Source organism: Kibdelosporangium persicum (assembly GCF_013280595.1).
GTDB lineage: Bacteria > Actinomycetota > Actinomycetes > Mycobacteriales > Pseudonocardiaceae > Kibdelosporangium > Kibdelosporangium persicum.
The window spans coordinates 81058-106184 of the sequence record NZ_JAAATY010000026.1; the positions used below are offsets into that span (position 1 = coordinate 81058).

The 25127-nt window shown below is 68.3% G+C and carries 28 protein-coding genes; 19 read left to right on the top strand and 9 right to left on the bottom strand.

Translation table 11 applies throughout. From position 1 onward, the window contains the following. Genes GC106_RS34845 through GC106_RS34860 form a run of 4 tightly spaced genes read right to left on the bottom strand, consistent with a single transcriptional unit; the run spans window position 1 to window position 3227 of the window. Complete coding sequence (locus tag GC106_RS34845) at window positions 1-480, bottom strand: CoA-binding protein (protein WP_173139399.1); 480 nt, start codon at window positions 478-480, stop codon at window positions 1-3. After that, window positions 477-1763 (bottom strand): O-acetylhomoserine aminocarboxypropyltransferase/cysteine synthase family protein, encoded by a 1287-nt coding sequence (locus tag GC106_RS34850; protein WP_173139401.1) that lies wholly within the window; start codon window positions 1761-1763, stop codon window positions 477-479. Before GC106_RS34850 ends, GC106_RS34845 begins: the two co-directional genes overlap by 4 nt. Window positions 1764-1791: 28 nt before the next feature. Further along, the gene (locus tag GC106_RS34855; protein WP_173139403.1) at window positions 1792-2370 is read right to left on the bottom strand and encodes a (2Fe-2S)-binding protein; all 579 of its coding nucleotides are present in this window, start codon (window positions 2368-2370) and stop codon (window positions 1792-1794) included. Next, entirely contained in the window at window positions 2367-3227 is an 861-nt protein-coding gene (locus tag GC106_RS34860) for a putative RNA methyltransferase (RefSeq protein ID WP_173139405.1), read from the bottom strand. Before GC106_RS34860 ends, GC106_RS34855 begins: the two co-directional genes overlap by 4 nt. Before the next feature lie 252 nt (window positions 3228-3479). Here GC106_RS34860 and GC106_RS34865 point away from each other — a divergent pair, with 252 nt between their 5' ends. The 3 genes from GC106_RS34865 to GC106_RS34875 are packed head-to-tail and all read left to right on the top strand — an operon-like array spanning window position 3480 to window position 7494. Beyond that, complete coding sequence (locus tag GC106_RS34865) at window positions 3480-4787, top strand: ammonium transporter (RefSeq protein ID WP_376777796.1); 1308 nt, start codon at window positions 3480-3482, stop codon at window positions 4785-4787. Then, complete coding sequence (locus tag GC106_RS34870; protein WP_033392613.1) at window positions 4784-5122, top strand: P-II family nitrogen regulator; 339 nt, start codon at window positions 4784-4786, stop codon at window positions 5120-5122. The genes GC106_RS34865 and GC106_RS34870 overlap by 4 nt, the downstream gene beginning before the upstream one ends. Before the next feature lie 2 nt (window positions 5123-5124). Continuing rightward, a complete protein-coding gene (locus tag GC106_RS34875; protein ID WP_173139505.1) occupies window positions 5125-7494 on the top strand; it encodes a [protein-PII] uridylyltransferase in 2370 nt (789 codons plus the stop codon). Window positions 7495-7817: 323 nt separating this feature from the next. Here the strand turns inward: GC106_RS34875 and GC106_RS34880 are convergent, their stop codons facing one another. Then, window positions 7818-8393 (bottom strand): 3'-5' exonuclease, encoded by a 576-nt coding sequence (locus tag GC106_RS34880; RefSeq protein ID WP_173139407.1) that lies wholly within the window; start codon window positions 8391-8393, stop codon window positions 7818-7820. 63 nt (window positions 8394-8456) lie between these two features. Between GC106_RS34880 and ffh the strand changes: the two genes are divergently transcribed. The 12 genes from ffh to GC106_RS34940 all read left to right on the top strand — a co-directional run bounded on the left by ffh (window position 8457) and on the right by GC106_RS34940 (window position 17495). Beyond that, the gene (ffh, locus tag GC106_RS34885) at window positions 8457-9998 is read left to right on the top strand and encodes a signal recognition particle protein (protein WP_173139409.1); all 1542 of its coding nucleotides are present in this window, start codon (window positions 8457-8459) and stop codon (window positions 9996-9998) included. Beyond that, window positions 9995-11068 carry an amidohydrolase family protein gene (locus GC106_RS34890; protein ID WP_173139417.1) on the top strand — a complete coding sequence of 358 codons (1074 nt, stop codon included), beginning with the start codon at window positions 9995-9997 and terminating at the stop codon, window positions 11066-11068. The genes ffh and GC106_RS34890 overlap by 4 nt, the downstream gene beginning before the upstream one ends. Before the next feature lie 145 nt (window positions 11069-11213). After that, on the top strand, window positions 11214-11957 hold the full coding sequence (locus GC106_RS34895) for a type II CAAX endopeptidase family protein (RefSeq protein WP_173139419.1): 744 nt from the start codon (window positions 11214-11216) through the stop codon (window positions 11955-11957). Beyond that, a complete protein-coding gene (locus tag GC106_RS34900) occupies window positions 11957-12703 on the top strand; it encodes a LamB/YcsF family protein (RefSeq protein WP_173139421.1) in 747 nt (248 codons plus the stop codon). Before GC106_RS34895 ends, GC106_RS34900 begins: the two co-directional genes overlap by 1 nt. Window positions 12704-12904: 201 nt before the next feature. Next, a complete protein-coding gene (gene rpsP, locus GC106_RS34905; protein WP_173139423.1) occupies window positions 12905-13354 on the top strand; it encodes a 30S ribosomal protein S16 in 450 nt (149 codons plus the stop codon). Further along, window positions 13351-13590, top strand: coding sequence for an RNA-binding protein (locus GC106_RS34910; protein ID WP_033391510.1), 240 nt, complete (start codon window positions 13351-13353; stop codon window positions 13588-13590). Before rpsP ends, GC106_RS34910 begins: the two co-directional genes overlap by 4 nt. A 5-nt stretch (window positions 13591-13595) precedes the next feature. Then, window positions 13596-14105, top strand: a complete 510-nt coding sequence (gene rimM / locus GC106_RS34915; RefSeq protein WP_173139425.1) for a ribosome maturation factor RimM — start codon at window positions 13596-13598, stop codon at window positions 14103-14105. A 3-nt stretch (window positions 14106-14108) separates the two neighbouring features. Next, window positions 14109-14870, top strand: a complete 762-nt coding sequence (gene trmD, locus GC106_RS34920; RefSeq protein ID WP_173139427.1) for a tRNA (guanosine(37)-N1)-methyltransferase TrmD — start codon at window positions 14109-14111, stop codon at window positions 14868-14870. A gap of 144 nt (window positions 14871-15014) precedes the next feature. Continuing rightward, window positions 15015-15374 (top strand): 50S ribosomal protein L19, encoded by a 360-nt coding sequence (rplS, locus tag GC106_RS34925; RefSeq protein WP_033391517.1) that lies wholly within the window; start codon window positions 15015-15017, stop codon window positions 15372-15374. A 33-nt stretch (window positions 15375-15407) separates the two neighbouring features. Then, the gene (gene lepB, locus GC106_RS34930; RefSeq protein WP_173139429.1) at window positions 15408-16391 is read left to right on the top strand and encodes a signal peptidase I; all 984 of its coding nucleotides are present in this window, start codon (window positions 15408-15410) and stop codon (window positions 16389-16391) included. 16 nt (window positions 16392-16407) lie between these two features. Then, a complete protein-coding gene (locus GC106_RS34935; RefSeq protein ID WP_173139431.1) occupies window positions 16408-17178 on the top strand; it encodes a ribonuclease HII in 771 nt (256 codons plus the stop codon). Next, entirely contained in the window at window positions 17175-17495 is a 321-nt protein-coding gene (locus tag GC106_RS34940; protein ID WP_033391514.1) for a DUF2469 domain-containing protein, read from the top strand. The genes GC106_RS34935 and GC106_RS34940 overlap by 4 nt, the downstream gene beginning before the upstream one ends. Here GC106_RS34940 and pcaD read toward each other — a convergent pair. Continuing rightward, complete coding sequence (gene pcaD / locus GC106_RS34945; protein WP_312873124.1) at window positions 17492-18253, bottom strand: 3-oxoadipate enol-lactonase; 762 nt, start codon at window positions 18251-18253, stop codon at window positions 17492-17494. The two genes, GC106_RS34940 and pcaD, sit on opposite strands and share 4 nt — an antisense overlap. 221 nt (window positions 18254-18474) lie before the next feature. On the opposite strand from pcaD, the gene GC106_RS34950 reads away from it, so the two are divergent. From GC106_RS34950 to dprA, 3 genes are all read left to right on the top strand, one after another. After that, a complete protein-coding gene (locus tag GC106_RS34950; RefSeq protein WP_173139435.1) occupies window positions 18475-18852 on the top strand; it encodes a YraN family protein in 378 nt (125 codons plus the stop codon). 1321 nt (window positions 18853-20173) lie between these two features. Next, on the top strand, window positions 20174-21688 hold the full coding sequence (locus GC106_RS34955) for a YifB family Mg chelatase-like AAA ATPase (RefSeq protein ID WP_173139437.1): 1515 nt from the start codon (window positions 20174-20176) through the stop codon (window positions 21686-21688). Window position 21689: 1 nt separating this feature from the next. After that, window positions 21690-22829, top strand: coding sequence for a DNA-processing protein DprA (gene dprA, locus GC106_RS34960; protein ID WP_173139439.1), 1140 nt, complete (start codon window positions 21690-21692; stop codon window positions 22827-22829). On the opposite strand, the gene GC106_RS34965 is transcribed toward dprA, so the two are convergent. Together GC106_RS34965 and GC106_RS34970 are read right to left on the bottom strand one after the other, a co-directional pair. After that, window positions 22826-23362, bottom strand: coding sequence for a DUF6886 family protein (locus tag GC106_RS34965; protein WP_173139441.1), 537 nt, complete (start codon window positions 23360-23362; stop codon window positions 22826-22828). The genes dprA and GC106_RS34965 overlap by 4 nt on opposite strands. Window positions 23363-23365: 3 nt before the next feature. Further along, a complete protein-coding gene (locus GC106_RS34970) occupies window positions 23366-24049 on the bottom strand; it encodes an NAD(P)-dependent oxidoreductase (RefSeq protein WP_173139443.1) in 684 nt (227 codons plus the stop codon). Between the two features lie 96 nt (window positions 24050-24145). On the opposite strand from GC106_RS34970, the gene GC106_RS34975 reads away from it, so the two are divergent. Continuing rightward, complete coding sequence (locus tag GC106_RS34975; protein WP_312873126.1) at window positions 24146-24874, top strand: TetR/AcrR family transcriptional regulator; 729 nt, start codon at window positions 24146-24148, stop codon at window positions 24872-24874. Window positions 24875-24893: 19 nt separating this feature from the next. On the opposite strand, the gene GC106_RS34980 is transcribed toward GC106_RS34975, so the two are convergent. Then, window positions 24894-25115 (bottom strand): hypothetical protein, encoded by a 222-nt coding sequence (locus GC106_RS34980; protein WP_173139445.1) that lies wholly within the window; start codon window positions 25113-25115, stop codon window positions 24894-24896. Between the last annotated feature and the right edge of the window lie 12 nt (window positions 25116-25127).

Genomic DNA, 25127 nt, shown 5'->3' on the forward strand with positions numbered 1-25127 from the left:
TCAGCGGAACTTGTTGCGCCGTGAGGAGATGACGCCGGTGTCGAAGCCCGCGAGGTGCAGCCCGCCCGCGAACCGGGCGTGCTCGATCTTCACGCACCGGTTCATCACGACGTCCAGCCCGGCGTCCTCGGCGCGCCGGGCGACCGGCTCGTGCCAGAGCCCGAGCTGAAGCCACAGCGTACGAGCGCCCGCGTCGACGACCTCCTCGGCGACACCGGGGAGGTCGTCGTGCTTACGGAAGACCGACACCAGGTCCGGCGGCTTCGGCAGGTCGGCCAGCGCCGGGTACACCGGCTCACCCAGCAGGGAGTCCAGCCGGGGATTGACGAAGAACACCTCGTAGGAGGTCGACGACAACAGGTACGTGGCCACGAAGTAGCTCGGGCGCGCGGTGTTCGCCGACGCGCCGACCACCGCGACCCGTTTGGTGTCCAGCAGGATCGCGCGCCGGCGGGACGCCGAAGGGCCTTGCCAAGTCATGCCTTCACCGCCTGAGCGAGCGCCTGGTCGATGTCCCACAGGATGTCGTCGACGTCCTCGAGCCCGACCGAAAGCCGGACCAGGTCCGGGCCGACCCCGCCCGCGACGAGCTGGTCCTCGGACAACTGCTGGTGGGTCGTGGACGCCGGGTGGATCACGAGGCTCCGGGCGTCACCGACGTTGGCCAAGTGGCTCAACAACTCCACGGACTCGACGAACTTCCGGCCCGCCGCCCGGCCGCCCTTGACGCCGAACGAGAACACGGCACCCGGGCCCTGCGGCAGGTACTTCCTGGCACGTTCGTGATGCGGATGGGAAGGCAGTCCCGCGTAACCGACCCACGCCACCCGGTCGTCCTGCGCGAGCCATTCCGCCACTTTCCTGGCGTTGGCCACGTGCTCGTCCATCCGCTGCGGCAACGTCTCGACGCCCTGCAACAGAAGGAAAGCCGAGTGCGGCGACAGCACGGCGCCGATGTCACGCAGCTGCTCGGCCCGAAGCCGCGTGCAGAACGCGTACTCGCCGAAGTTCTCCCAGTACTTCAGGCCCCCGTACGACGGCACGACTTCCGTCATCCGCGGGAACTTGCCGTTGCCCCAGTCGAACCGGCCGGACTCGACGACCACGCCACCGAGTGTCGTGCCGTGTCCGCCGAGGAACTTCGTGGCCGAGTGCAGGACGATGTCGGCGCCGTGCTCCAACGGGCGGCAGAGGTACGGCGTCGCCAGTGTCGCGTCGACGACCAGCGGAATCCCGGCCGAACGGGCCAGGTCGCCCAGGCCTTCGAGGTCGGCGATGGCGCCGGACGGGTTGCCGATCACCTCGGTGTAGATCAACTTCGTCTTGTCCGTGATCGCGGCTTCGTAGGCGGACACATCCCCGTCGACGAACGTCGTGGTGATACCCAGGCGACGCAGTGTGCCGTCGAGCTGGGTGACCGTTCCGCCGTACAAGCCGCTCGCCGAGACGATGTGCTCGCCTGCCTCAGCCAACGCGGTGAACGTGAGGAACTCCGCGGCCTGCCCGCTGGCGGTGGCCACGGCGCCGATCCCGCCCTCCAGGCTGGCGATCCGCTCCTCGAACGCGGCGACCGTCGGATTGCCGATCCGGCTGTAGATGTTGCCGTACTTCTGCAATGCGAAAAGGTTCGCCGCGTCGGTCGTGTCCTCGAAGACGAAGCTCGTCGACTGGTAGATGGGGACGGCCCGGGCCCCGGTCGTCGGGTCGGGCGAGCCGCCGGCGTGCAGCGCCCTGGTCCGGAAACCCCACGTACGTTCACTCACAAGGCACACCGTAGTCGCAGCGGGACGGTCATCCCACCAGACGGGAGAGCCGGTCGAGCCGTTCCGACGGCTTCTGCCTGGGGCAACTCGTGCATTTCTGCTCCGAGGTGCCGAGGTAGATCAGGCAGCACGACACCCGCCTGACGAACTCCCTGCCGCGCACCTCGACGTACCGGGGCGCCGGCAGCTCCGGCCCGATCGCGGCGGCGAGATCGGGCGCCTGCGACGTCTTGCCCGCCCACAACATCCGCGTGGCGAGCGAATCCGCGGCGATCGCCCACAGTTGGCGCTCCCGCGCTCCGCTGACCGTGGCGATCGACGAGATCGCTGACGTCAGCATCTCGTGCGTCCGGGCGGGCAGATCGCCGTCGAACACCGGCGATCGGGCCTCCCGTACCCGGCCGTCCCGCTCCAGCAGCAACGTCACTGCCTCCAGTGCGGGGTCACGAGCCTCCACGACCGCGCCGAACAACACCGAACTGGCCGAGTACCACCACAGCACCCCGAGCGTGACGCGGTCGCCCAACGGATAACGCTTCGCCGACAAGGAGAGCTGCTCGCTCAGCCAGCCGGGATCGGTGATGGCCGTTGCCGGAACCTCGATCACGGTTCCCTCCGGTAGACCGAAACCACGAACGCGGCGGTGACCGTCAGCGTCCGCCGGATGGCGGCCAGCGCGGCGGGCGGCACGTGGTAGGCGTTGGGTCCCATGTGAACGACTCGGTGCACGTCCGGAGGGTCCAGTGTCAGCTCGATCTCGCAGTCGTGCCGTCCGGTCAACGAGAACTGGGACTGCAGTGACGAGTCGAGCCGGGTCAGTTTGTCCGCGTCGACTTCGAGCATGTCCATGTACGTGCGCAGCTCGGACAGGTGCATCGAGTCCGGGGTGACGACCACGAGCGTGCCGTCCGGCCGGAGTATCCGATGGCATTCCGCCAGGTTGCGCGGCGCGAAGATGTTCATGATCACGTCGGCGGACCCGGCCCGCAGCGGCCACGGCTTCCACAGGTCCCACGCGACCGCGCCGATACCCGGATGTGCGCGTGCCGCACGGCGCAAGGCGGCGGTGGACGTGTCCATGCCGAGCCCGGACGCCGCCGGGGCACGGGCCAATGTCGCCGCGAGGTAGTAACCCGTACCGGTGCCCGCGTCCACCACGAGGGCGTTGCGCCGCAGGTCACGGGCTGCCTCATGGGCGACCAGCCGGGCGAGCGGCGCGTAGTGGCCCGCCGCGAGGAACTCGTCGCGGGCGGCCACCATTTCCTTGGTGTCGCCGACCCCGGACCCGAGCAGGTTCACGTAACCCTGCTTGGCCAGGTCGAAACTGTGCCCGGTCGCGCACCGGAGGGCCCTGCCCTCCTGCGTGAACGGCGACTGGCAGTGCGGGCACCACAAAGCGCCCAACGCCACCGGTGGGAAACCCACCGGCTTGCCGGCCTTCTCGTCGCTCCTACCTCGGCTCATCGTCCCTAGAAGCTATCCAGCCGCGCCCGGTGCCACAAAGCGGGATGTCCGATTGGTAACGATCCGAACACGACCAGGGAGGAAACGCGCTTGTAACAATGGGTGTTGCACAGTTCACAGCGGCGAAACGCGCGGTGCCATCTCAGGAAACACCGCTTATCGATCCTGCCGGGGCAAAACACAGCACGGGAGGACGATGTGAACGCAGGAGACACAGCCTGGATCCTGGCTAGTGCCGCCCTGGTCATGTTGATGACACCAGGGCTCGCGTTCTTCTACGGCGGCATGGTCCGCTCGAAGAGCGTGCTCAACATGCTCATGATGAACTTCATCGCGCTCGGCGTGGTCGGGGTTCTCTGGGTGCTCTACGGCTACTCGCTCGCCTTCGGCAACGACGCGTTCGGCGGCCTGGTGGGCAACTTCGACAACGTGGGGCTCGAAGGGACCGTCGGTGCCGTGTCCGGTACCGCCCCCACGCCTGAGGATCCGGCTGGTCACCAGTACCCGGTGCTCGCGTTCGTGATGTTCCAGCTGATGTTCGCGATCATCACCGTCGCCCTGATCTCCGGCGCGATCGCCGACCGGGCCAAGTTCTGGGCGTGGACGATCTTCGCGGCGCTGTGGGCGACCATCGTCTACTTCCCGGTGGCGCACTGGGTCTTCGCGTTCTCCTCCGCCGACGGGTCGGTGGTCGGCGGCTGGATCGCCAACCAGCTCAAGGCCCTGGACTTCGCCGGTGGCACGGCAGTGCACATCAACGCCGGTGCCGCCGCGCTCGCCCTGGTCATCGTGCTGGGCAAGCGGACCGGCTGGCCGAAGGACACCGGCCGCCCGCACAACGTCCCGTTCGTGCTGCTGGGCGCCAGCCTGCTGTGGTTCGGCTGGTACGGCTTCAACGCCGGTTCGGCGCTGGGCGCCAACCAGACCGCCGCGGTCGCGTTCACCACGACCACCGTCGCCACCGCTGCGGCGGTCATCGGCTGGCTGCTGGTGGAGCAGATCAAGTACGGCAAGCCGACCACGCTGGGTGCCGCGTCCGGTGCCGTCGCCGGTCTGGTCGCGATCACCCCGGCAGCCGGTTTTGTCAGCCCGCTCGGTGCGCTGGCCATCGGTGTGATCGCCGGTGTGCTGTGCGCCCTCGCGGTGAGCCTGAAGTTCAAGTTCGGCTTCGACGACTCGCTCGACGTCGTCGGTGTGCACCTGGTCGGTGGCCTGGTCGGCACCCTGCTGCTCGGCCTGTTCTCCACCACTTCGGTGAACTCGGCGGGCGCCGACGGCCTGTTCTACGGCGGCGGTTTCGCCCAGCTGGGCAAGCAGGCGGTCGCGGCGGGCGCGGTTCTGGCGTACTCCTTCGTCGTCACCCTTGTCCTCGGTTTCCTGATCAAGGTCACCATCGGGTTCCGGGCGTCCAAGGAGGACGAGGTCACCGGTGTCGACGAGGCGCTGCACGCCGAAAGCGCCTACGACTTCGGTGGTCTGGGCGGTGGCGGCGGTCTGAGCAACTCCGTCAAACCCAGTGGCGCACACTCCGCGGCTTCCCTTGAGGAGAGCAAGGCATGAAACTCGTAACCGCGATCATCAAGCCGTTCACCCTTGACGACGTCAAAGCAGCGCTCGAGCAGCTGGGTGTGCTCGGCATGACGGTCAGCGAGGTCCGTGGCTACGGCAGGCAGAAAGGCCACACTGAGGTCTACCGGGGCGCCGAGTACGCGGTGGACTTCGTGCAGAAGGTGCGCATCGAGGTGCTCACCGACGACGCGGCCGTGGACAAGGTGGTCGACGCCGTGGTGGAGGCGGCGCGGACAGGCAAGATCGGTGACGGCAAGGTCTGGGTCACGCCGGTGGACACCATCGTCCGGGTGCGAACCGGGGAACGTGGTACCGACGCCCTGTGACGATGGACGGGGGACATGACGCGGGGGAAGTCCCGTCAGCGGCTGACCTCGTGCAGGCCCGCGACCGGTTGCTCAAACCGGTCGCGGGCCAGCGCAGGCTCACGCCCGACGCGCTTCGGGAAGCGCTGACCGATCTGCACGAGTTCTGGCTGACCGCGCACGCGGCGCAGGCCGGGATCGGCGTGGACCAGGGGGTCGCGCTGGTCGCGGTCGGCGGTCTCGGCAGGCGCGAACTGGTGCCGTACGCCGACCTCGACCTGCTTCTGGTTCATGAGGGCCGCGGCGGCGCCGTGCCGGATCTGGCCGAGCGGCTGTGGTATCCACTGTGGAACTCCGGGATCGGGCTGGACCACTCGGTCCGCACCGTCGGCGAGGCGCTCGACGTCGCCGCGAGCGACCTGCGTACCGCCGTCGGTCTGCTCGACGCCCGGCTCATCGCCGGTGACCCGCAAGTCGCCGACCGGCTGGCCACCTCGGCCCGTGACCGGTGGCGCACGTCGGCCCGCAAGCGGGTTCCCGCGCTGGCCGAGGACGCCAAGGCGCGCTGGCAGCGCAGCGGGGAAGTGGCCCACTGGGTCGAGCCGGACCTCAAGCACGGCCGCGGCGGCCTGCGGGACATCGGCCTGTTGCGGGCGTTGGCCGTGGCCCAGCTGATCGACCGGCCGAGCGACGAACTCCACCAGGCGCACCGGTTGCTGCTGGACGTCCGCACCGAGTTCCGGCGGATCGTCCGGCGCGCCAACGACGTCCTGCGTGCCCAGGACGCCGACGAGGTGGCGGCGGCCCTGGACAAGGGGGACAGGTTCGACCTGGCACGAGCGCTTTCCGGGGCGGGCCGGACGGTCGCGTACGCGCTGGACGTCGCCATCCGGACGGTCGCCTCCGACGGGCCACGCCGCGTGCTCGGCAGGCTCAGACGTGGGCCGGAACGCCGGCCGCTCGACGAAGGCGTTGTCCTGCACGGCAACGAAGTGGCCTTGGCCAGGGACGCGGAGCCGCACCGCGATCCCGCGCTGCTGCTGCGGGTCGCCGCCGCGGCCGCGCGGACCGGCCATCCGATCTCTCCCGCGACCCTGCAACGGCTCGCCGAAACGGCGCCGGAACCGCGTGCCCCGTGGCCGGTCCAGGCCCGTGACGAACTGATCGCGTTGCTGGGTACGGGTGAGGGCCTCATCGACGTGATCGAAGCCTTGGACCGCACCGGTCTGTGGGCACGGCTGTTCCCGGAGTGGGGAGCCGTTCGTGATCTCCCGCCCCGCGACGCCGCGCACAAGTGGACGGTCGACCGGCACCTCGTCCAGGCCACCGCGCACGCCAGCCGGATGGTCACCCGGGTGGCCCGGCCGGACCTGTTGCTGCTCGGCGCGTTGTTGCACGACATCGGCAAGGGCAGGCGGGCCGACCACTCCGAAGTCGGTGCGGCACTGGCGAACCAGGTCGGCGAGCGGCTCGGTCTGTCCAAAGGGGACGTCGACGTGCTGGCCGCGATGGTACGCCACCACCTGTTGCTGCCCGACACCGCGACCCGGCGGGACGTGACGGACGAGACGACGATCATGCGGGTCGCCGAGACCCTCGGCGGCGACCCGGTGTTGCTGGAGTTGTTGCACGCCTTGGCCGAAGCGGACTCGCTGGCGACCGGGCCGGGCGTGTGGACGGACTGGAAGGCGGCTCTGATCGGCGATCTGGTCGCCAACAGCCGCCGGGCGATGGCGGGTGAGCCGATCCACCGGCCGGACCCGCTCGACCCGACGCAGCGTGTGCGGGCGGAAGCCGTTGCGGCGTCCGGGAAGCACGACGTGGACGTGGAGGCGTCCGGCCGGATGGTGACCGTCACGGTCTTCGCCCCCGACCGGCCAGGGCTGTTGTCGCGGGCGGCGGGCGTGCTCGCGTTGAACTCCCTTGAGGTGCACGCGGCGAGCGTCGACTCGTACGCCGGCATCGCGGTGGACGTGTTCACGGCGTCACCACGGTTCGGTTCGTTGCCGGCCGAGTCGTTGCTGCGCGAGCAGATGGGCCTGGCGTTGTCCGGCAACCTGCCCTTGGCCGAACGACTGGCGGCGAAGGAACGCGACTACGGCGGACGCCCGGACGACGCACCCGAGCCACGGGTGCTGTGGTTCGACGAGGCAGGCAAGGACAATCCGAGCGCGGTCGTGCTCGAACTGCGTGCCGTGGACCGCATCGGGCTGCTCTACCGCGTCGCCGAAGCCCTGGAACGGTGTGGCGCCGACGTGCTGTGGGCCCGCGCCGCTACCCTGGGCGCGACGGCCGTCGACTCGTTCTGCGTCAAGGCGGCCGACGGCGGCCCGTTGTCCGCCGCCAGCAGGGAGAAGCTGGCCGAAGCCGTGCGTCTGGCGGCAATCACCTGACCCGGTTGAGTAGTCCTACGCACCGCGATACGCGTGCCCTCACGCTGCCCGGACACCCCCGCCGGGCGGCAGTCTTATGGCTGTCGCGAGGAGGCGCGGAAGCGAGAGGGGACACGGCGAAGGAGGGAGATCGTCCGGGCGGGGGCCGGGCGGTCGCCGTGAAACTCGGGTGCTTGCTCGGACCGTGAACCGCCCGGCTGGCCCGTCGAGGGGTAGGGCCTCCCGGGCGGTTCTCCGCCGTGTCCACCACACCGGCACCCCGTGTCCACCACACCGGCACCCCGAGATGCACTTTCCGGCACCCCGAGATGCCCGGAAGCGTCCTAGTACGTCTCGGTCATCAGCTTCGCGAACATCTCACCCTGCTCGATCGCGTCGTCGAGCGCGTTGTGCGTGTGCTCGCGGTCCGAGAGCAACCGCTTCGGCATGGTCCGCTTGGCCACCCCGCTGATCGGCCGCCCGGCCCGGGCCGCGAAGTACGTCTTCATGTCCAGGCACCGCGAGTGACCGAACGGGCTCGACCCGGTGAACCGCATCACGTACCAGTACGTGAACATCCAGTCGAAGCTCGCCGGGTACGCCGTGAACACCGCGGCCGCCGGTCCGGACACCTCCCGTACCCACGCCGAGAAGTCCCGCATCGCGTCGGCGGGATCGGCGCCCTGTTCGACCAGGACGTCCCGGTCCAGCCCGCTGACCGCGAGGGCCTCCGGGACGAACTCGGCGCTGATCGGCCTGAGCTCCCGGTAGAACGTCCGGGCCGCGGGATCGGCGGCGGTGAACACGTCGCCGTCGTGCCGTCCGGCGACGCACGCGCCGAGTGAGATCATCGAGTAGGGACCGGGGATCGGACCGTCCGCCTCGACGTCCACGGAGATGTAGACACTGGCCTTTGCCACGGGGACATCTTCTCGCGACTACCCTGGTGGTGATACCCACGACATGCCTGGAGTGCCGTACCCGTGTTCGACACCCTTTCCGACCGGCTCACCTCGGTCCTGCAGAACCTGCGTTCCAAAGGGCGACTGACTGACGCGGACATCGACTCCACCGCGCGCGAGATCCGCATCGCGCTGCTGGAGGCCGACGTCGCGCTGCCGGTCGTGCGCGACTTCATCGCGCAGATCAAGCAGCGGGCGAAGGGTGCGGAGGTCTCCGCGGCGCTCAACCCGGCGCAGCAGGTCGTCAAGATCGTCAACGAGGAGCTGATCGGCATCCTCGGCGGGGAGACCCGCAGGCTGCAGTTCGCCAAACAGCCGCCGACCGTGATCATGCTCGCCGGTCTGCAGGGTTCCGGTAAGACCACGCTCGCCGGCAAGCTCGCCCGCTGGCTGCGCAACCAGAATCATGCCCCGATGCTGGTGGCGTGTGACCTGCAGCGACCCAACGCGGTCACCCAGTTGCAGGTGGTGGGCGAGCGCGCCGGTGTCCCCGTCTTCGCGCCCGAGCCCGGCAACGGCGTCGGCGACCCGGTGGACGTGGCCCGCCGCGCCATCGAAGAGGGCAAGCGCGCGCAGCACGACGTGGTCATCATCGACACCGCCGGCCGGCTCGGTGTCGACGAGGAGTTGATGAAGCAGGCCGCCGACATCCGCGACGCCGTGCAGCCCGACGAGGTGCTGTTCGTGGTCGACGCGATGATCGGTCAGGACGCCGTGACCACGGCCGAGGCGTTCCGCGACGGCGTCGGATTCTCCGGCGTCGTGCTCACCAAGCTCGACGGTGACGCCCGCGGTGGTGCCGCGCTGTCGGTCCGGCACGTCACCGGCCAGCCGATCATGTTCGCGTCCAACGGCGAGAAGCTCGAGGACTTCGACGCGTTCCACCCCGACCGGATGGCCAGCCGCATCCTCGGCATGGGTGACGTGCTGTCGCTGATCGAGAGCGCCGAGAAGGTCTTCGACCAGGAGCAGGCGCAGCAGGCGGCGGAGAAGCTGACCGCGGGCCAGCTCACCCTGGAGGACTTCCTCGAGCAGATGCTCGCGGTGCGCAAGATGGGCCCGATCGGCAACCTGCTGGGCATGCTGCCCGGCGGCGCGCAGATGAAGGACGCCGCGGCCAACATCGACGACAAGCACCTCGACCGGCTGCAGGCGATCATCCGCGGCATGACCCCGGCCGAGCGGGCCGACCCGAAGATCATCAACGCCTCCCGCCGTGCCCGCATCGCCAACGGCTCGGGTGTCCGGGTGGCCGAGGTCAACGACCTGGTCAACCGGTTCTTCGAGGCCCGCAAGATGATGCAGCAGATGGCCGGCCGGTTCGGCTTCGGCGGTGGCGGCGGGATGAGCCGCAAGGCCAAGAAGGACGCCCGCAAGAAGGGCCGCAAGGTCAAGGGCAAGGGCAACCTGCCCGCGCTGCCCGGCTTCCCCGCGGGCGCGCCGGACCTGTCCAAGATGCCGCCCGGCCTCAACCAGCTGCCGCCCGGCCTGTCCGGCCTGGACCAGCTGCCGCCCGGCTTCGACCCGTCGAAACTGAAGTTCCCGAAGAACAAAGACAAGTGACCGCGCTGCACCTGCGGGGAGTCGTGCTCCCCGGTGACGAGACCCGTGACGTCTGGGTGGTCAACGGCCGGATCCGGTTCACCCCGGTGCCGAACGCGGAGACCGTGGTGGACGTCGGTTTCCTGGTGCCGGGGCTGGTCGACGCGCACTGCCACATCGGGATCTCGCCGTCGGGCAACCCGACGCTCGAGGAATCGGCCGGACAGGCCGAGATCGACCGTGACAGCGGTGCTCTGCTGGTCCGTGACTGCGGCGCGCCGATCGACACCACGCCGTTGCAGGAGCGCCTCGACCTGCCGCGGATCATCCGCGCGGGCAGGCACATCAGCAGGCCCAAGCGGTACATCCGTTACCTCGGGGTCGAACTGGAAGATCCCGAGCAGCTGCCGGAAGCGGTCGCCGAGCAGGCCGCGTACGGCGACGGCTGGGTGAAACTGGTCGGTGACTGGATCGACCGGTCCGTCGGTGACCTGGCGCCGTTGTGGCCGGACGACGTGCTGGCGCGGGCGATCAAGGTCGCGCACCAGGCAGGCGCCCGCGTGACGGCCCACGTCTTCGGCGAGGACGCCGTCCCCGGCCTGCTGGCCGCCGGGATCGACTGCATCGAGCACGGCACGGGCCTGACCGCGGACACGATCGCGGCGATGGCCTCGTCCGGTACGGCCCTGGTGCCCACGCTGATCAACATCGAGACGTTCCCGGACCTCGCCGCGAATGCCACGAAATACCCGGTGTACGCGGCCCACATGCGGCAGTTGCACGCCTCGGTCCGGGACACCGTGCGCGCCGCCATCGAAGCGGGCGTTCCGGTGTACGCGGGCACCGACGCGGGCGGCGGCATCGCACACGGCCGTTTGGCCGACGAGATAGAAGCCTTGCACAGCGCGGGGATGAGCCGGACGGACGCATTGGCGGCCGGGTCGTGGGCAGCGCGTGGCTGGCTGGGCTATTCGGGTATCGAAGACGGCTCGGCGGCCGACATCGTCGCCTATCCGGCCGATCCGCGTACCGACCTGAGCGTGTTGCGATCACCCACTCGGATTGTCTTGCGTGGGCGAATCGTGCGGTGACACGCTGAATCACTCGGTGACACGCCGACACCCGCCGTAGTCTGCCAAGCAGGCCGCGCACTGGCGGTGCGGTCCGTTGCCGGCCATTGGACTCGCCTGTCGGAGGACGCCCGTGACCCCACCACCCGCACGGGAGCCTGAAACAATGGCAGCGCAGCAGCCGCCCGCGGAGCAGCCACCCGTGCAGGACCGCAGCCACAAGTGGGGAATCGGCGCCTTCCTGCTGGTCGAGGCCGTGCTGTTGCTCTCGGCCGCCTTCATCGGCGCGATCCTCCAGCCGAGCAACTCCGACCAGCGGATCAGCGTGCTGACCATCGTGGTCGGCTCGATCCTGCCGGTGCTGATCGCGACCGGGGTGGCGCTGCTGATCACCCGGTTGCGCGGCAACGGGCCGCGGATCGACCTGCGGTGGTCGTACTCCCGTGCGGACTTCAAGGTGGGGCTGAAGTTCGGCCTGATCGGCATCGTGCTGACCACGATCGCCGCGATGGTCTGGACGAAGGTCGTCGGCGACGAGAACGCCACGTCGGCGTTCAGCGCGCTGGTGGACAACCGGTCGCTGCCGGTCGCCGCGGGCATCGTGATGTTCCTGTACGCCTGGCTGGTCGGGCCGGTCTGCGAGGAGATCATCTTCCGCGGCCTGCTGTGGGGCGCGCTGGAACGCCTGCAGTGGGGCCGCTGGGCGGTCTTCGGCCTGAGCACGGCCGTTTTCGCGGTCAGCCACCTCGAGCCGCTGCGGACGTCGCTGCTGATCGTGATCGGCATCCCGATCGGCCTCGCCCGGCTGTTCACCGGGCGGCTCGGCGCCAGCGTGGTGGCCCACCAGGTCAACAACTTCCTGCCCGCTTTGACCGTTCTGCTCGTCTCCCTCGGAGTGATGGCACCCTGATGGATCTCAACAGCGACCTCGGCGAAGGTTTCGGCGTCTGGCGGCTCGGCGACGACGCGGCCCTGCTCGGCGTGGTGACGTCGGCGAACGTGGCCTGCGGGTTCCACGCCGGTGATCCCCGCACCATGCGCTCGGTCTGTGAACTCGCCGCCTCGCACGGGGTCGCGATCGGCGCCCAGGTGTCCTATCGGGATCTCGCCGGGTTCGGCCGCCGCTTCATCGACGTCGATCCCGTCGAGCTGGCCGACGACGTGCTGTACCAGATCGGTGCCTTGTCGGCCTTCGCGTCGGCCGCAGGAGTGCGCGTGGCGTACGTGAAGCCGCACGGTGCCTTGTATAACGCCGTTGTTCACCACGACGAGCAAGCGGCCGCCGTGGTGGCCGGCGTCAAGGCGTGGGGCGATCTGCCCGTGCTTGGGCTACCCGGCTCGTCGTTCTTGGCGGCTGCCTCCTCTGCAGGGCTGCGTACGGTCGGCGAGGCGTTCGCGGACCGCGGCTATACGCCCGAAGGAACGTTGGTATCCCGCCGTGCCCCGGGCGCGTTGCTCACGGATACGGCAGCCGTCGTCGAGCGCGCTCTACGGCTGGCGTCGGACCAGGAGATCGTCGCGGTGGACGGCACCGTGATCAAAGCGTCGACGGTCGAGTCCTTGTGCCTGCACGGCGACACGCCGGGCGCTGTGCAACACGCCCAGGCCGTCCGCGTCGCGCTGGAGGATGCCGGGGTCACGCTCGCCCCGTTCTGAGTGACCTCGGACACCACCCGGAGCGCTCGATCAGGGGTGATTGTGAGCCGGACGGACTCGTCTGGCACAATACTTGGCTGTCCGCTGTGGCTGGACCCTCTCACCACGCCATGGCTGCCATTCGGGCCTCGCCCCCGTGTCCCCACGCGGGCGTAGCGAGTTCCACCCGTAGCACCAGAACGTCGAGGAGTACCACAACCCGTGGCAGTCAAGATCAAGCTGCAGCGTCTCGGAAAGATCCGGTCGCCGTACTACCGCATCATCGTCGCCGACGCGCGCAGCCGCCGTAGTGGCAAGGCCATCGAGATCATCGGCCGCTACGCCCCCAAGGAAGAGCCGAGCTTCATCGAGGTCGACTCCGAGCGCGCCCAGTACTGGCTGGGTGTCGGCGCGCAGCCGACCGAGCCGGTGCAGCACCTGTTCGAGATCACCGGTGACTGGCAGAAGTTCAAGGGCCTGCCGGGTACCGAGGGCACGCTGAAGGTCAAGGAGCCCAAGCCGGACAAGGCCGAGCTGTTCGCGGCCGCCCTGGCCGCGGCGGGTGAGGAGCCGGTGACCGAGGCGACCACGCCGAAGAAGAAGAGCAGCAAGAAGGCCGACGCCAAGGCTGACGAGGCCAAGGCGGATGAGGGCGCCAAGGAAGACGCGTGAGCTTCCTCGCGGACTCGCTCGAGCACCTGGTGCGCGGGATCGTCGACCACCCGGACGAGGTCCGGGTGGAACTGGTCACCACGCGCCGGGGCCGCACTCTCGAGGTCCACGTCCACCCCGATGACCTCGGCAAGGTGATCGGCCGGGGCGGGCGGACAGCCACCGCCCTGCGCACGGTCATGGCCGGGATCGGTGGCCGGGGTGTCCGCGTGGACGTGGTGGACACAGACCACTAGCGCCTATGGATGTCGTCGTCGGCCGCGTGGCCAAGGCGCACGGAATCCGCGGGGAACTCGCCGTGGACGTGCGCACAGACTCGCCCGAGCAGCGTTTCGCTCCTGGGGCGGTCGTGGCCGCGCGGCTGCGCGACGGTTCCTCCCGACCCTTGACGCTCGCCACCATCCGGGCACACGGTGAGCGTCTGCTCGTCACCTTCGACGAAGTTCCGGACCGGACTGCCGCTGAGTCACTGCGTGGGGCCTTGCTCCTCGCGGACACTGACGCACTGCCGCCGACCGACGACCCCGACGAGTTCTACGACCACGAACTCGAAGGGCTTTCCGCCGTGCTCACCGATGGCTCCGCCGTGGGTGTGGTGCGCGAGATCGTGCACAGCGCGGCGGGTGAACTGCTCGCCATCGACATGTCCGGCCGTGAGGTCCTCGTGCCGTTCGTGCGCGAAATCGTCCCCGAGGTGGACATCGCCGGGCGCCGGGTGGTGCTCGACCCGCCCGAGGGACTGCTGGACTGAGTCATGCGCATCGACGTAGTCACGATCTTCCCCGAGTACCTGACGCCACTGCGCTCCGCGCTGCTCGGCAAAGCGATCGACCGCGGCCTGCTGGACGTTCGCGTCCATGACCTGCGTGACTGGACGCACGACGTGCACAAGGCCGTCGACGACAGCCCGTACGGCGGCGGCCCGGGCATGGTCATGAAGCCCCAGGTATGGGGCGACGCCCTGGACTCCGTGTGCGTCGGCGAGACACCGCGGCTGGTCGTTCCCACGCCCGCGGGCAAACCGTTCACCCAGGCCATGGCCCGCTCATACGCCAAGGAATCACGCCTGGTCTTCGCGTGCGGCCGCTATGAGGGCATCGACCAGCGCGTGATCGACGACGCGGCTAGCCGGATGCCCGTCGACGAGGTCTCCATCGGCGACTACGTGCTCGTCGGCGGTGAGGTCGCGGTGATGGTCATCGTCGAGGCCGTGGCCCGGCTCCTGCCCGGCGTGCTGGGCAACCCGGCGTCGGCGCAGCAGGACTCGTTCTCCGACGGCCTGCTCGAAGGCCCCAGCTACACCCGCCCCGAGGTCTGGCGGGACATCGCCGTGCCGGACGTGCTGCGCTCCGGCAACCACGCCGCGATCGACCGCTGGCGCCGTGACCGGGCGATCGAACGCACCTTCCATCGCCGCCCCGACCTGCTGGAACACCTCCCCGAGGACGCACTGGACAAGCACGACCGCGCGCTGCTCGACCAGCTGCGCACGGGGCCGATTTCGCCTCCCGCCTGACGACCTGTCATACTTGCTCGGTTGCCGCTGTCGGGCCCGTTTCCGACGCGCGCCAGAAAGCCCTCTCCCAGGTCGGCACCGACTTGCTGTCGCGCCTGCCGGGAGATACGAAGAACACACCCGATGACGAGGACGGACAAACCGATGAACACCCTGGATGCCCTGGACGCCCAGTCGCTGCGTTCCGACATCCCGGACTTCCGGCCGGGCGACACCCTCAAGGTCCAGGTCCGCGTCATCGAAGGCCAGCGCGAGCGGACCCAGGAGTTCCAGGGCGTCGTGATCCGCCGCCAGGGCGGTGGCATCCGGGAGACCTTCACCGTTCGCAAGATCTCGTACGGCGTCGGCGTCGAGCGCACCTTCCCGGTGCACTCCCCGAACGTCGCGAAGATCGAGGTCGCCAAGCGCGGTGACGTCCGCCGGGCGAAGCTCTACTACCTGCGCGAACTGCGCGGCAAGGCCGCCAAGATCAAGGAGAAGCGCGAAACCCCTTCGGGCGCGTGACGCGACCGGCGCCTTCTGCCGTAACCTGGCGACGTGGTTAATCCCGTGCACTCGAACGCACCCGAGGATGATCCCGAACGTCCGGAAGAAGTCACCGGTCCGCTGGAATCCGCCAAGTCCGAAACGCCCGAACCCGGTATTTACGAGTCGCGGCGCGGACGTTCCAGCAGGGATGACTCCGACGAGTCGGAATCGGGCAAGAAGCCCACAAAGAAGAAGATGAGCTTCTGGAAAGAGCTGCCGATCCTCATCGTCGTGGCTCTTGTCCTGGTCTTCTTGATCCAGCAGTTCCTCGCGCGGGTCTACGTCATCCCGTCGGGTTCGATGGAAGAGACGCTGCACGGGTGTCCCGGCTGTCAAGGTGACCGGATCCTGGTCGAGAAGGTCACCTATTACTTCACCGATCCGGCGCCCGGCGACGTCATCGTCTTCAAGGGCCCGGGTCCGTGGGTGCAGAACGAATTCGCCGGTGAGCGCTCGGACAACGCTTTTGTCCGTTTTTTCGAGCAGCTCGGTTCGGTGATCGGACTGGCTCCGCCGGACGAGAAGGACTTCGTCAAGCGCGTGATCGCCGTCGGCGGTCAGACCGTCCGCGGCGACGCCGACGGCAAGGTCTACGTCGACGACAAGGTGCTCAACGAGCCCTACGTGTACTGGGAGGGCGGCGCGCCCAACGGCGACCAGCAGTTCGAGCCGGTGACGGTCCCGCCCGGCACGCTGTGGGTGATGGGCGACAACCGCAACAACTCGTCCGACTCGCGCAAGCAGGGCAACACGCGGCTCGAAGGCGTCGTCCCGGTGTCCGACGTGATCGGCAAGGCACAGGTGATCGTCCTGCCGCCGGGCCGCTGGGGCGGCATCCCCGACCCGAACCCGCAGGCCCTGGCCTCGGCCCCGGCGTGGCAGCAGGGCATCCCGCTCGGCGCCGGTGTGCTGCTGGCGTGGCCGGTGCTGTGGACGTCCCGCCGGGTCGGCCGGGCGGTCGTCAGTCCGTTCAAGGGTTCCGATCGGAAGTAGCCCAGTGGCGGTGACCATGAGCCTGCGCCCGCCGCGTGTTCCCATCCGGCGTGACGGTGGGACCTGGGCGATGCAGGGCGCTCTGGAGCGGCGTGGTCTGGGGCCGGTCGCCGGAGTCGACGAGGCCGGTCGTGGCGCGTGTGCGGGGCCGCTGGTGGTGGCCTCGTGCATGCTGAAGCCGGGGGACGCGGCCAGGTTCGAGGACCTCACCGACTCGAAGCTGATGACCCCGGCGGCGCGCGACCGGATGTACGACATCGTGCTCGCGCGTGCGCTGGACTACGCGGTCGTCGTGATTCCACCCGATGAGGTGGATTCCCGCGGCGTGGGGTACGCGAACCTGGAGGGCATGCGCCGGGCGGTCGCGAGGCTGAGAGTGCACCCGGGATACGTGCTCACCGACGGTTTCCGGGTGTCGGGGTTCACCGCCCCGAGCATGGCGGTGATCAAGGGCGACGCGGCTGTGGCGTGTATCGCAGCCGCGTCCGTGCTCGCCAAGGTGACCAGGGACCGGATAATGGGTGAGTTGCACGAGGAGCTACCGGTCTACGGTTTCGACGAGCACAAGGGCTACATCACCGGCAGGCACCACGCCGCGCTCGGTGAGCACGGGCCGAGTGCCGTACACCGGTGGTCGTACTCGAACGTGGCGTCCGCGGGCATCAAACACGGCCTGCGCCCGCCGCGCCGGGTGGCGCTGAGTGTGGCGGCCGTTGAAGTGGTTCACAATGGGGGCTCCCCTCGGCAAGGGGCGGAATCAGAACGAGGAGGAGCTCGGGTCGGATGAGTGCGGAGGATCTCGAGAAGTACGAGACCGAGATGGAGCTACAGCTCTACCGGGAGTACCGCGACATCGTCGGCCAGTTCTCCTACGTGGTGGAGACGGAGCGGCGGTTCTACCTGGCCAATTCGGTCGACGTGCAGATCAGGGACGCGGACGGCGAGGTGTACTTCGAGGTACGCATGTCCGACGCCTGGGTCTGGGACATGTACCGGCCGGCGCGGTTCGTCAAGAACGTCCGGGTGATCACCTTCAAGGACGTGAACGTGGAGGAGCTGGACAAGCCGGAACTCCGGCTGCCCGACGAAGGCCTCGGTTCCTAGCCGAGCAGGTGTGCCCGGAGCAGGTCGTTGAACTCGACCGGGCGCTCGACGTTCGCCAGGTGCGCCGCGCCGTCGAGGACGACCAGGCGGCTGCGCGGAATGGCCGCGGCGATGTCCCGTAGGTGGTCCGGCGGCGTCGCCGGGTCTTCAGCGCCCGCGATGACCAGGGTCGGCGTGGGGATGTCCGCCAACTGGTCCGCGAAGTCCCAGGCGCCGAGAGCCGCGCAGCAGCTGATGTAGCCGTCCGCGGGCGTGTTCGCGACCATGGCCCGGATCGTGGCCTTCTGCTCCGCGTCGTCGAAGTCCGCGCTCAACCACCGGCCGAGCGAGAAGTCCGCCAGCCATTCCATGCCCTTCGCCCGCACGTTCTCCGCCCGCTCGGCCCACGCCTCGGCCGGGGCGAACCACGACGACGTGCACGCCAGCACGAGCTGATCGATCCGATGCGGGTGGTAGCGGCTCAGCCACATGCCGACCGCGCCACCGAGTGACAGGCCGCAGAAGTGCGCCTTCTCGATGTCCAGCTGGTCGAGCAGGGCCAGGACGTCGCCGGCCAGATCCGCGACCTCGTACGGCCCCGCCGGGACAGGGGATTTGCCATGGCCGCGGTGGTCGTAGCTGATCACCCGGTACTCGTCGGACAGCGCTTCGCGCTGCGGCATCCACATGTCCGAATTGCTGCCGACGGAGCCGGAGAGGATGAGGACGGGGGCGTCCTGCGGGCCTTCGATCGTCCGATGCACCTCGACGGGCTTCACTGAGCTCCCTTCTCCGGGCCACCACATTAGTGGCATCCGGCGCGGGGAAACACCCACTACGCGGGCTCTACCACATCCCACCGACAAAACCCCGCCCGACAAGACCGCGAACCCCCGAACGATCCACAACCGTCCACTTGTCCACAGCCCCGCCCTCGCCCCCTGGCACCCCGGCGACCCGCAAGGAAAGCTGGAATCACCCGAACCCGAGGAGCGAGACCATGAAGACGGCGACAAAAACCCCGAACCCGCACCACGAACTGGGCCGCAAAGGCGAAGACCTCGCGATCGCCTACCTGGCGGAGCAAGGACTCATAGTCCTGGACCGCAACTGGCGATGTAGGGAGGGAGAGCTGGACCTCATCCTGACCGACGGGGCGAAAGTCGTGGTCTGCGAAGTGAAAACCCGAGCAGGCACAGGCTTCGGCGACCCGGCCGAGGCCGTCGACGACCGCAAAGCCAGACGCATCCGCCGCCTCATCAACATCTGGCTGTCCACCTACCGCGTCCCCTGGTGCGAGCTCCGCTTCGACATCGTCGCCATCACCTGGCGTCCACACGCCAAACCCCGCATCACCCACCTCAGGAACGCTTTCTGATGGCTCTGGCCCAAGCATGGTCGGTGGCGCTGTTCGGAATGGATGGCCGGATGGTTTCCAGGTGAACGGCTGGCGCGCACGCCCGAGCACGCCTTCGCGGTTCCAGGGACGATCGCGATGAGCAGGACGCCGCTGCAGGCGATCTGGATTGCGATCGTGCAGTGCTGACACAGGTGACTTGGTAGAAGGCGGCGACCGCCCTCGCACAGATCGCATGGAACACCGGGACGTACGCGGCCGGTGGTGCGTTGTTCGTACATCCCCGGGGAGGGGGGCTGAAAGTGCTGTGGCACAAGTTGTTACCGCTGATCCGCTCGTCCTTATGGACCGGCAACATCGGTCAGCGCCCATCGCCGGTAGCTGGCCGGGCCCTCGAAAGCTTGGCGTAGGGGGCGGGGCCACGTAGGCCCGGCGAACACGACCTGCGCACCGGCGCGGAGCACGTATTGAGTGGTGCGTAGCCCATCGCTGTTGCACGCAGCTTGGCGACGACGTCTGGACGCCATCGGTCGATGCCGCGATCCAACCCCGTAGTCGTTCCGACCGGACGGTTGGTTCTCGGGCTGTGTACGAGCTTGCCTTCCTTGGAGGTGCTGCATGGTGGTGCTGTGGTGCCTGTCAGCGGCCAGAGGTCCCCATGTACGGCCAGTCGCGGTGACCAGATACGCATCGGGTGACGACGATTACGGCGGTTCCCTGGCAACCGGTCGTGCGGCTCGGCCGCACAAGCAGGCCGTCAGCGACGTGTCGTGCGTGGCTTGGGCCATGGCCAGTGGCACTGCCGCTCGGGGCTGTGGGCGGACGAGTTGGTCGTCGGCAGGGAACCGACGCGCCTTGGATAGGCGTGTCACTCAACGCATTCCTGGCATGGCCGGTTACCTCCCCCGGTAAGTGGCCGTCGGTGGAACTAACAGCAGGGTTCTTAACCGATCACTGATCGTTCCCGTCGACCGGAGAGTATCGCCCGTCAGTTCCGCAACTGGGCGCTGGAAACTTGGCGACTGGGTGGCAGTTGACTGGCATGAAACTCATTGCCGCACTTGACCATTCCGCAACGACATCCCAACGTGAGCGATCAAGGCCGCGGTAGTCCCGTGCGTAACCCGCATGCATAGGGCCGGAAGCCAGCCCTTCGTGTCCCGGCGAAGTCGGAGGTGTAGCAGTGCCTGGTCGTCGTGCCAACGTCAGTGCGTGCCGAGACAGCGATGGCGCGTCCCATGGACGCACCGCTTCAGCATGGATAGAGCCAAGACTGTGACGAGCGTCCGAAGTAGACGAACGGTGTGGGCGAGTGCGGAACTAATCGATGAAAGGTGTCGTTATGCGGCTAGCGCACACGTGGTCGGTCGCGCTGCTCGGTGTGGACGGCGTGCCAGTGGAGATCGAGGCGGACATCGGTGGTGGCAGACCGAACACCCGCATCGTGGGTCTGCCTGATGCCTCGCTCACCGAAGCCAAAGAACGCGTCAGAGCCGCCATCCGCAACAGCGGGGAGAAGTGGCCGAGCGAAGCCGTCACACTCGCCTTGTCGCCCGCGGCCCTGAAGAAGAACGGGTCCGGCTATGACCTGGCCCTGGCGTGTGCCGTACTGGCCGCGGCAGATGCCGTACCGGGCGAGGCACTCGGCAAAACGGTCATGATCGGCGAACTGTCACTCGACGGCCGTGTTCGTGAGGTGCACGGTGTCCTTCCGGCTTTGCTGGCCGCGCGCCGGGCGGGGTTGCAACGGGCGATCGTGCCGGAGTCCACCGTTCAGGAAGCCGCGTTGGTACACGGCATGGAGGTGCTCGGAGCGCAGACGTTGTCTCACGTCCTGCAGTGGCTGCGCGGCGAACCGGATGCCTTGAGCACACCCGGCGCGATGCAGGAGATACCGCAACCGGAGGTACCTGACCTGGCTGACGTCATGGGACAACCCGAAGCGCGGTGGGCGCTTGAAGTCGCAGCCGCAGGCGGACACCATTTACTGCTCATCGGACCGCCCGGCACGGGAAAGACGATGCTCGCCCGGCGCCTACCAGGCCTGTTGCCCGCGCTGACGCATGACCAAGCGCTGGAGGTGACCGCGATCCATTCGATCGCCGGCATGCTCAGACCCGAGGCGCCGTTGGTGTCGACACCGCCGTTCATCGCGCCACACCACACGGCCTCGAGAACCGCCTTGGTCGGCGGTGGCGTCGGGCTGGCCAAACCCGGCGTGATCAGCAAAGCACATCGAGGCGTCCTGCTGTTGGACGAAGCCTGCGAGTTCGGGGGCGACCGGCTGGAAGCACTCCGGGAGGCGCTGGAAGACGGTGAGATCCGGCTCGCCCGCAGAGACGGAGTCGTCTGTTATCCGGCCAGGTTCCAACTCGTCCTCGCGACGAATCCATGCCCGTGCGCGCCACCGCGCGAGGCGGATTGTTCCTGTACTCCTCATGAAAGGCGTCGATACATGGCCAGGCTCTCCGGCCCGGTACTGGACAGGGTGGACCTGCGGGTTCGCATGCGACCGATGACGGCGATGTCCATCGTGGACAGCAATCGTCCCGAGTCGACCGCGACAGTGCGCAAGCGAGTCGACGCGGCTCGTCGCAGCGCGCGGGACCGGTGGGCACAACAGGGCTGGGTGACGAACGCGGACGTGCCGGGGCCGTTCTTGAGACGCGAGTTCGCTTTGCCGCGCAAGGTGACCATGCTGCTCGATCGTGGTCTGGAATCCGGTGCCGTCACCGCGCGAGGAGCGGATCGCTGTCTGAGAGTCGCGTGGACGTTGGCCGATCTCGCGGGAGTTGATCGGCCGGACGCGGACCATGTCGCGGCGGCCCTTGAGTTTCGGGACCGGAGGGCTGCCTGACATGGTGACGAACGAACAGCGGTTGGCGTGTGCGTATCTGCTCAAGGTGGGTGAGCCGCCTGCACCGGCGTTGCGGAGTTTCGTTTCTGAGCACGGGGTTGTCGCGGCGGCGGAGGCTGTGCGGAGTGGTGAGGTCCCGGACTCGGTGGCGACAGAGACGTCAGCGAGGCGACATATCGACACGGCAGCGGAGGATCTCGCTGCCGCCAAGAGTGTGGGTGCGCGACTTGTCACGCCGGAGGACGAAGACTGGCCCGCGTGGCCGTTGCTGCCTTTGACAAACGCCGCCGCCCGAGGTCTGAAGTGGGCAAGCCCGCCGCTCGGACTGTGGGTGCGTGGCAGTGCGTCGCTTGAGGAAAGCTTGCAGCGCGCGGTGTCCGTTGTCGGGGCGCGAGCGGCGACCTCCTATGGTGAACACGTTGCGGCTGAGATGGGCTACGGACTCGCCAGCAGGGGGATGACGGTCGTATCCGGCGCCGCCTACGGCATCGACGGGGCAGCCCACAAAGGCGCCTTGAACGCCAACGGCCGCACGGCGGCAGTGCTTGCCTGCGGCATCGATCGAGCCTATCCGGCGGGGCACAGCACGCTGATCGACCGGATCGCCGCGCAAGGTCTCGTGCTCACCGAGTACCCGCCTGGGACGCCGCCGGCCAGACACCGGTTTCTCGTCCGCAACCGGATCATCGCCGCATTGGGCGCGGGCACGGTCGTGGTCGAAGCCGGGCAACGCAGCGGCGCACGCAACACAGCGGCATCGGCCGCCGCGCTCGGCCGCGTGCTGATGGTTGTGCCTGGGCCGGTGACCTCGGCGATGTCCATGGGGTGTCACGACCTGCTCCGTGAAGGACTGGCGACGTCAGTCAGTTCGGTCGCCGAGATCATCGAGTCCGTTGGCCTGTTCGGCGAGGATCTGGTGACGAAGCCGGACAGTGCCGCAAGACCGACCGACGGCCTGGATTCCGAGGCGCTCCGCGTACACGAAGCGCTCGAACCGCGGGTCGCCCACGCCGCCGAACGGATCGCCGAAGCCTCCGGCGTACCGCTGTCCAGAGTGCGGGCGTTGCTGCCCGCACTCGAACTCACCGGGCTCGCCGAGAGATGCGAGTCGGGATGGCGCCGCGCGAAGGAACCCGTCTAAGGACGCGGCGAGGCGTTTCGCAGCCGGATGCCACTGAACCCGAGCGTACTGATGATCACCGCGTCCCAGAACTCCCAGAGGTTGTTCATGATTCGCAACTGGATCCCCGCTTCCTCGTGCAGACCCAGGAGGTCGCCGACCGGTTCTGGCGGTCCCAGTGGCCGGACCTCGACGGTCGAGACACTGGCGTTCGGCACCGGAGAGCCGAATGGCCGGAAACGTTCGGCCGGCAACCGATACGCGAACAGCCGGACTGTCCGCATGCGCTCCAGCCATCCGTACTCGATGGAGTGCACACGTGCGCCGCCGCCTGGGCCGAGAATCCGTTCACGATCAACCGTCGAGGTCTCGGGTGTTGTCCACGCCATCGCCCTCGGGCACTCACGCGGGAACCAGTAGTCCGGCGCGCGATCGTGGTCGACGGCCCACACGTATGCGTCGGACTGCCGGGAAGTCGGCGCTACATGAGGAACGAAGCGGGTGATCGTCGGGTCTTCGGAAAAGTGGAGTACCTGCCCAGGCTCAGGTCGCATACCTCAGTATCCGACGGTGAACCTGCGCTGGAGGAACTGTGGGCGTTCGGCTTCGTCGAGCACGGCCACGGCGAGGTCTTCCGCGGAGATGTCGCTGGTGCCGTCGGCCCGCACCAGGAGCTGGCTGGTACCTGTCCGGAAGCGGGCGGTCCGTTCGCCGGGCTTGATCAGGGCCGCGGACGGGCTGAGGTAGGTCCAGTCGCGATTCGACAACCGGTAGAGGTTCAGGGCTTCGCGGTGGGCGAGGACCACCTTGTGGTACTCAGCCGGAACGCCCAGGGCGTCCGGTAATTGCCCGGCGAAGCCCGGCATGTCCATCAGCTGCAGACCTGGCTGGACTTCGAGGCTTCCGGCGCCGCCGATCACCAGCAGTCGCGTCGACGGGTGCCGTGCCAACGCGGTCAGCAGTGCCCTCGCGGCACTGGGCAGCACGTCGGCATTGGCGATGGTGCCGGGAATGTCGTCGCCCGCGTTGACGGCGTTCACGACCAGGTCGAGTCCGCCGATCGCGGCGGCGACGCTGTCGGCGTCGAGGACGTTGGCCGTTCGCCAGATCACTGACCCGGTGTCGGCTGGGAACTTCGACTCGTTGCGAGTGAACGCCCGGACGTCGTGGCCACGGCTCACAGCCTCAGTCACGATCCGCTGGCCGATCACCCCGGTTGCTCCGAACACACCGATACGCACAGCTTCACCCCAGATTAGTCTCAACGGCATTCAGTTACTGAACACTGTGTAGCAACTGTACGGCCGATAGTATGCCAACGCTGTACCGTGTCAATCGTGAAAGAGGTGGTGCTCAGCAGGCGGGAACGGCTGCGGGCCGAGACGTCCCACGAGATCAAGGCGATCGCGCTGAAGCTGATGGCCGAAGGCGGGCCGGACGCGATCTCGCTGCGGGCGATCGCCCGGGAGATGGGGATGACCGCGGGGGCGATCTACGGCTACTTCGCCACGCGGGACGACCTCATCACCACGTTGATCTCGGACGTCTACAGCGACCTGGTGGACACTGTCGAAGCCGCGCGTGACTCGAAGCAGGTCAGTGACGCCGGTGGCCGTCTGCTGGCGTGGGGAGAGGCCTTCCGGGAATGGGCGATCACCAACCCGCAGGGCTTCCGCCTCATCTACGGCGACCCTGTCAACGGCTACGAACCTCCGGAAGGCGGTGCGGCACCCGAGGCCGCGCATCGCGCGTGCGTCGGACTGACCGGGTTGGTGGCGGCCGTGTGGCCGTACGCCGAACGGACGCAGTCGAACGGCGATCACCGTTGGCCGGACTTCGATCCGGCACTGGTCGCGGTGGTCAGGAAGTCCTTCCCGGAGCTGCCCGCCGCGGCGGTGGCGCTCTCACTGCGCGTCTGGGGACGTATGCACGGGCTTGTCGCGCTGGAGATCTACGGCCATCTCGGCTCGCAGACCCAGAAGCCCGCCAAGCTGTACCGCGCGGAAATGCTTGATCTCCTGGCCGCGCTCGGCGTCGCGGACGCAGTGAATGGGCGGGCACGGTGAAGCGGCCCCGGCCGGACTGTCAGGAGTCGGCCGGGCGGTAGTTGTCGTGCTGCCATTCGACCGCGGAGACGCCCGGCACGGCCCTGAGGGCGTCGATCGCCTCGGGGGCGATCGAGCCGGTGACCGTGCCGAGCGCTTCGAAGACCTCGTCGACCATGAGGCCCGCCCGGCGTAGGTCGGCGACCAGCCGGGGCATGTCCGTCATGCTCTCGTCGTCGATGGAGACCATGATCTTGGGCACGTCAGCCTCCTA

Excerpts from the sequence above, each read along its gene's own strand:
- GC106_RS34845 (WP_173139399.1), bottom strand. The coding sequence starts at position 480 with ATGACTTGGCAAGGCCCTTCGGCGTCCCGCCGGCGCGCGATCCTGCTG.
- GC106_RS34860 (WP_173139405.1), bottom strand. The coding sequence starts at position 3,227 with ATGAGCCGAGGTAGGAGCGACGAGAAGGCCGGCAAGCCGGTGGGTTTC.
- GC106_RS34865 (WP_376777796.1), top strand. The coding sequence starts at position 3,480 with ATGACACCAGGGCTCGCGTTCTTCTACGGCGGCATGGTCCGCTCGAAG.
- GC106_RS34870 (WP_033392613.1), top strand. The coding sequence starts at position 4,784 with ATGAAACTCGTAACCGCGATCATCAAGCCGTTCACCCTTGACGACGTC.
- GC106_RS34875 (WP_173139505.1), top strand. The coding sequence starts at position 5,125 with ATGGACGGGGGACATGACGCGGGGGAAGTCCCGTCAGCGGCTGACCTC.
- GC106_RS34895 (WP_173139419.1), top strand. The coding sequence starts at position 11,214 with ATGGCAGCGCAGCAGCCGCCCGCGGAGCAGCCACCCGTGCAGGACCGC.
- GC106_RS34900 (WP_173139421.1), top strand. The coding sequence starts at position 11,957 with ATGGATCTCAACAGCGACCTCGGCGAAGGTTTCGGCGTCTGGCGGCTC.
- rimM (WP_173139425.1), top strand. The coding sequence starts at position 13,596 with ATGGATGTCGTCGTCGGCCGCGTGGCCAAGGCGCACGGAATCCGCGGG.
- trmD (WP_173139427.1), top strand. The coding sequence starts at position 14,109 with ATGCGCATCGACGTAGTCACGATCTTCCCCGAGTACCTGACGCCACTG.
- rplS (WP_033391517.1), top strand. The coding sequence starts at position 15,015 with ATGAACACCCTGGATGCCCTGGACGCCCAGTCGCTGCGTTCCGACATC.
- GC106_RS34935 (WP_173139431.1), top strand. The coding sequence starts at position 16,408 with ATGAGCCTGCGCCCGCCGCGTGTTCCCATCCGGCGTGACGGTGGGACC.
- GC106_RS34940 (WP_033391514.1), top strand. The coding sequence starts at position 17,175 with ATGAGTGCGGAGGATCTCGAGAAGTACGAGACCGAGATGGAGCTACAG.
- GC106_RS34950 (WP_173139435.1), top strand. The coding sequence starts at position 18,475 with ATGAAGACGGCGACAAAAACCCCGAACCCGCACCACGAACTGGGCCGC.
- GC106_RS34955 (WP_173139437.1), top strand. The coding sequence starts at position 20,174 with ATGCGGCTAGCGCACACGTGGTCGGTCGCGCTGCTCGGTGTGGACGGC.
- dprA (WP_173139439.1), top strand. The coding sequence starts at position 21,690 with ATGGTGACGAACGAACAGCGGTTGGCGTGTGCGTATCTGCTCAAGGTG.
- GC106_RS34965 (WP_173139441.1), bottom strand. The coding sequence starts at position 23,362 with ATGCGACCTGAGCCTGGGCAGGTACTCCACTTTTCCGAAGACCCGACG.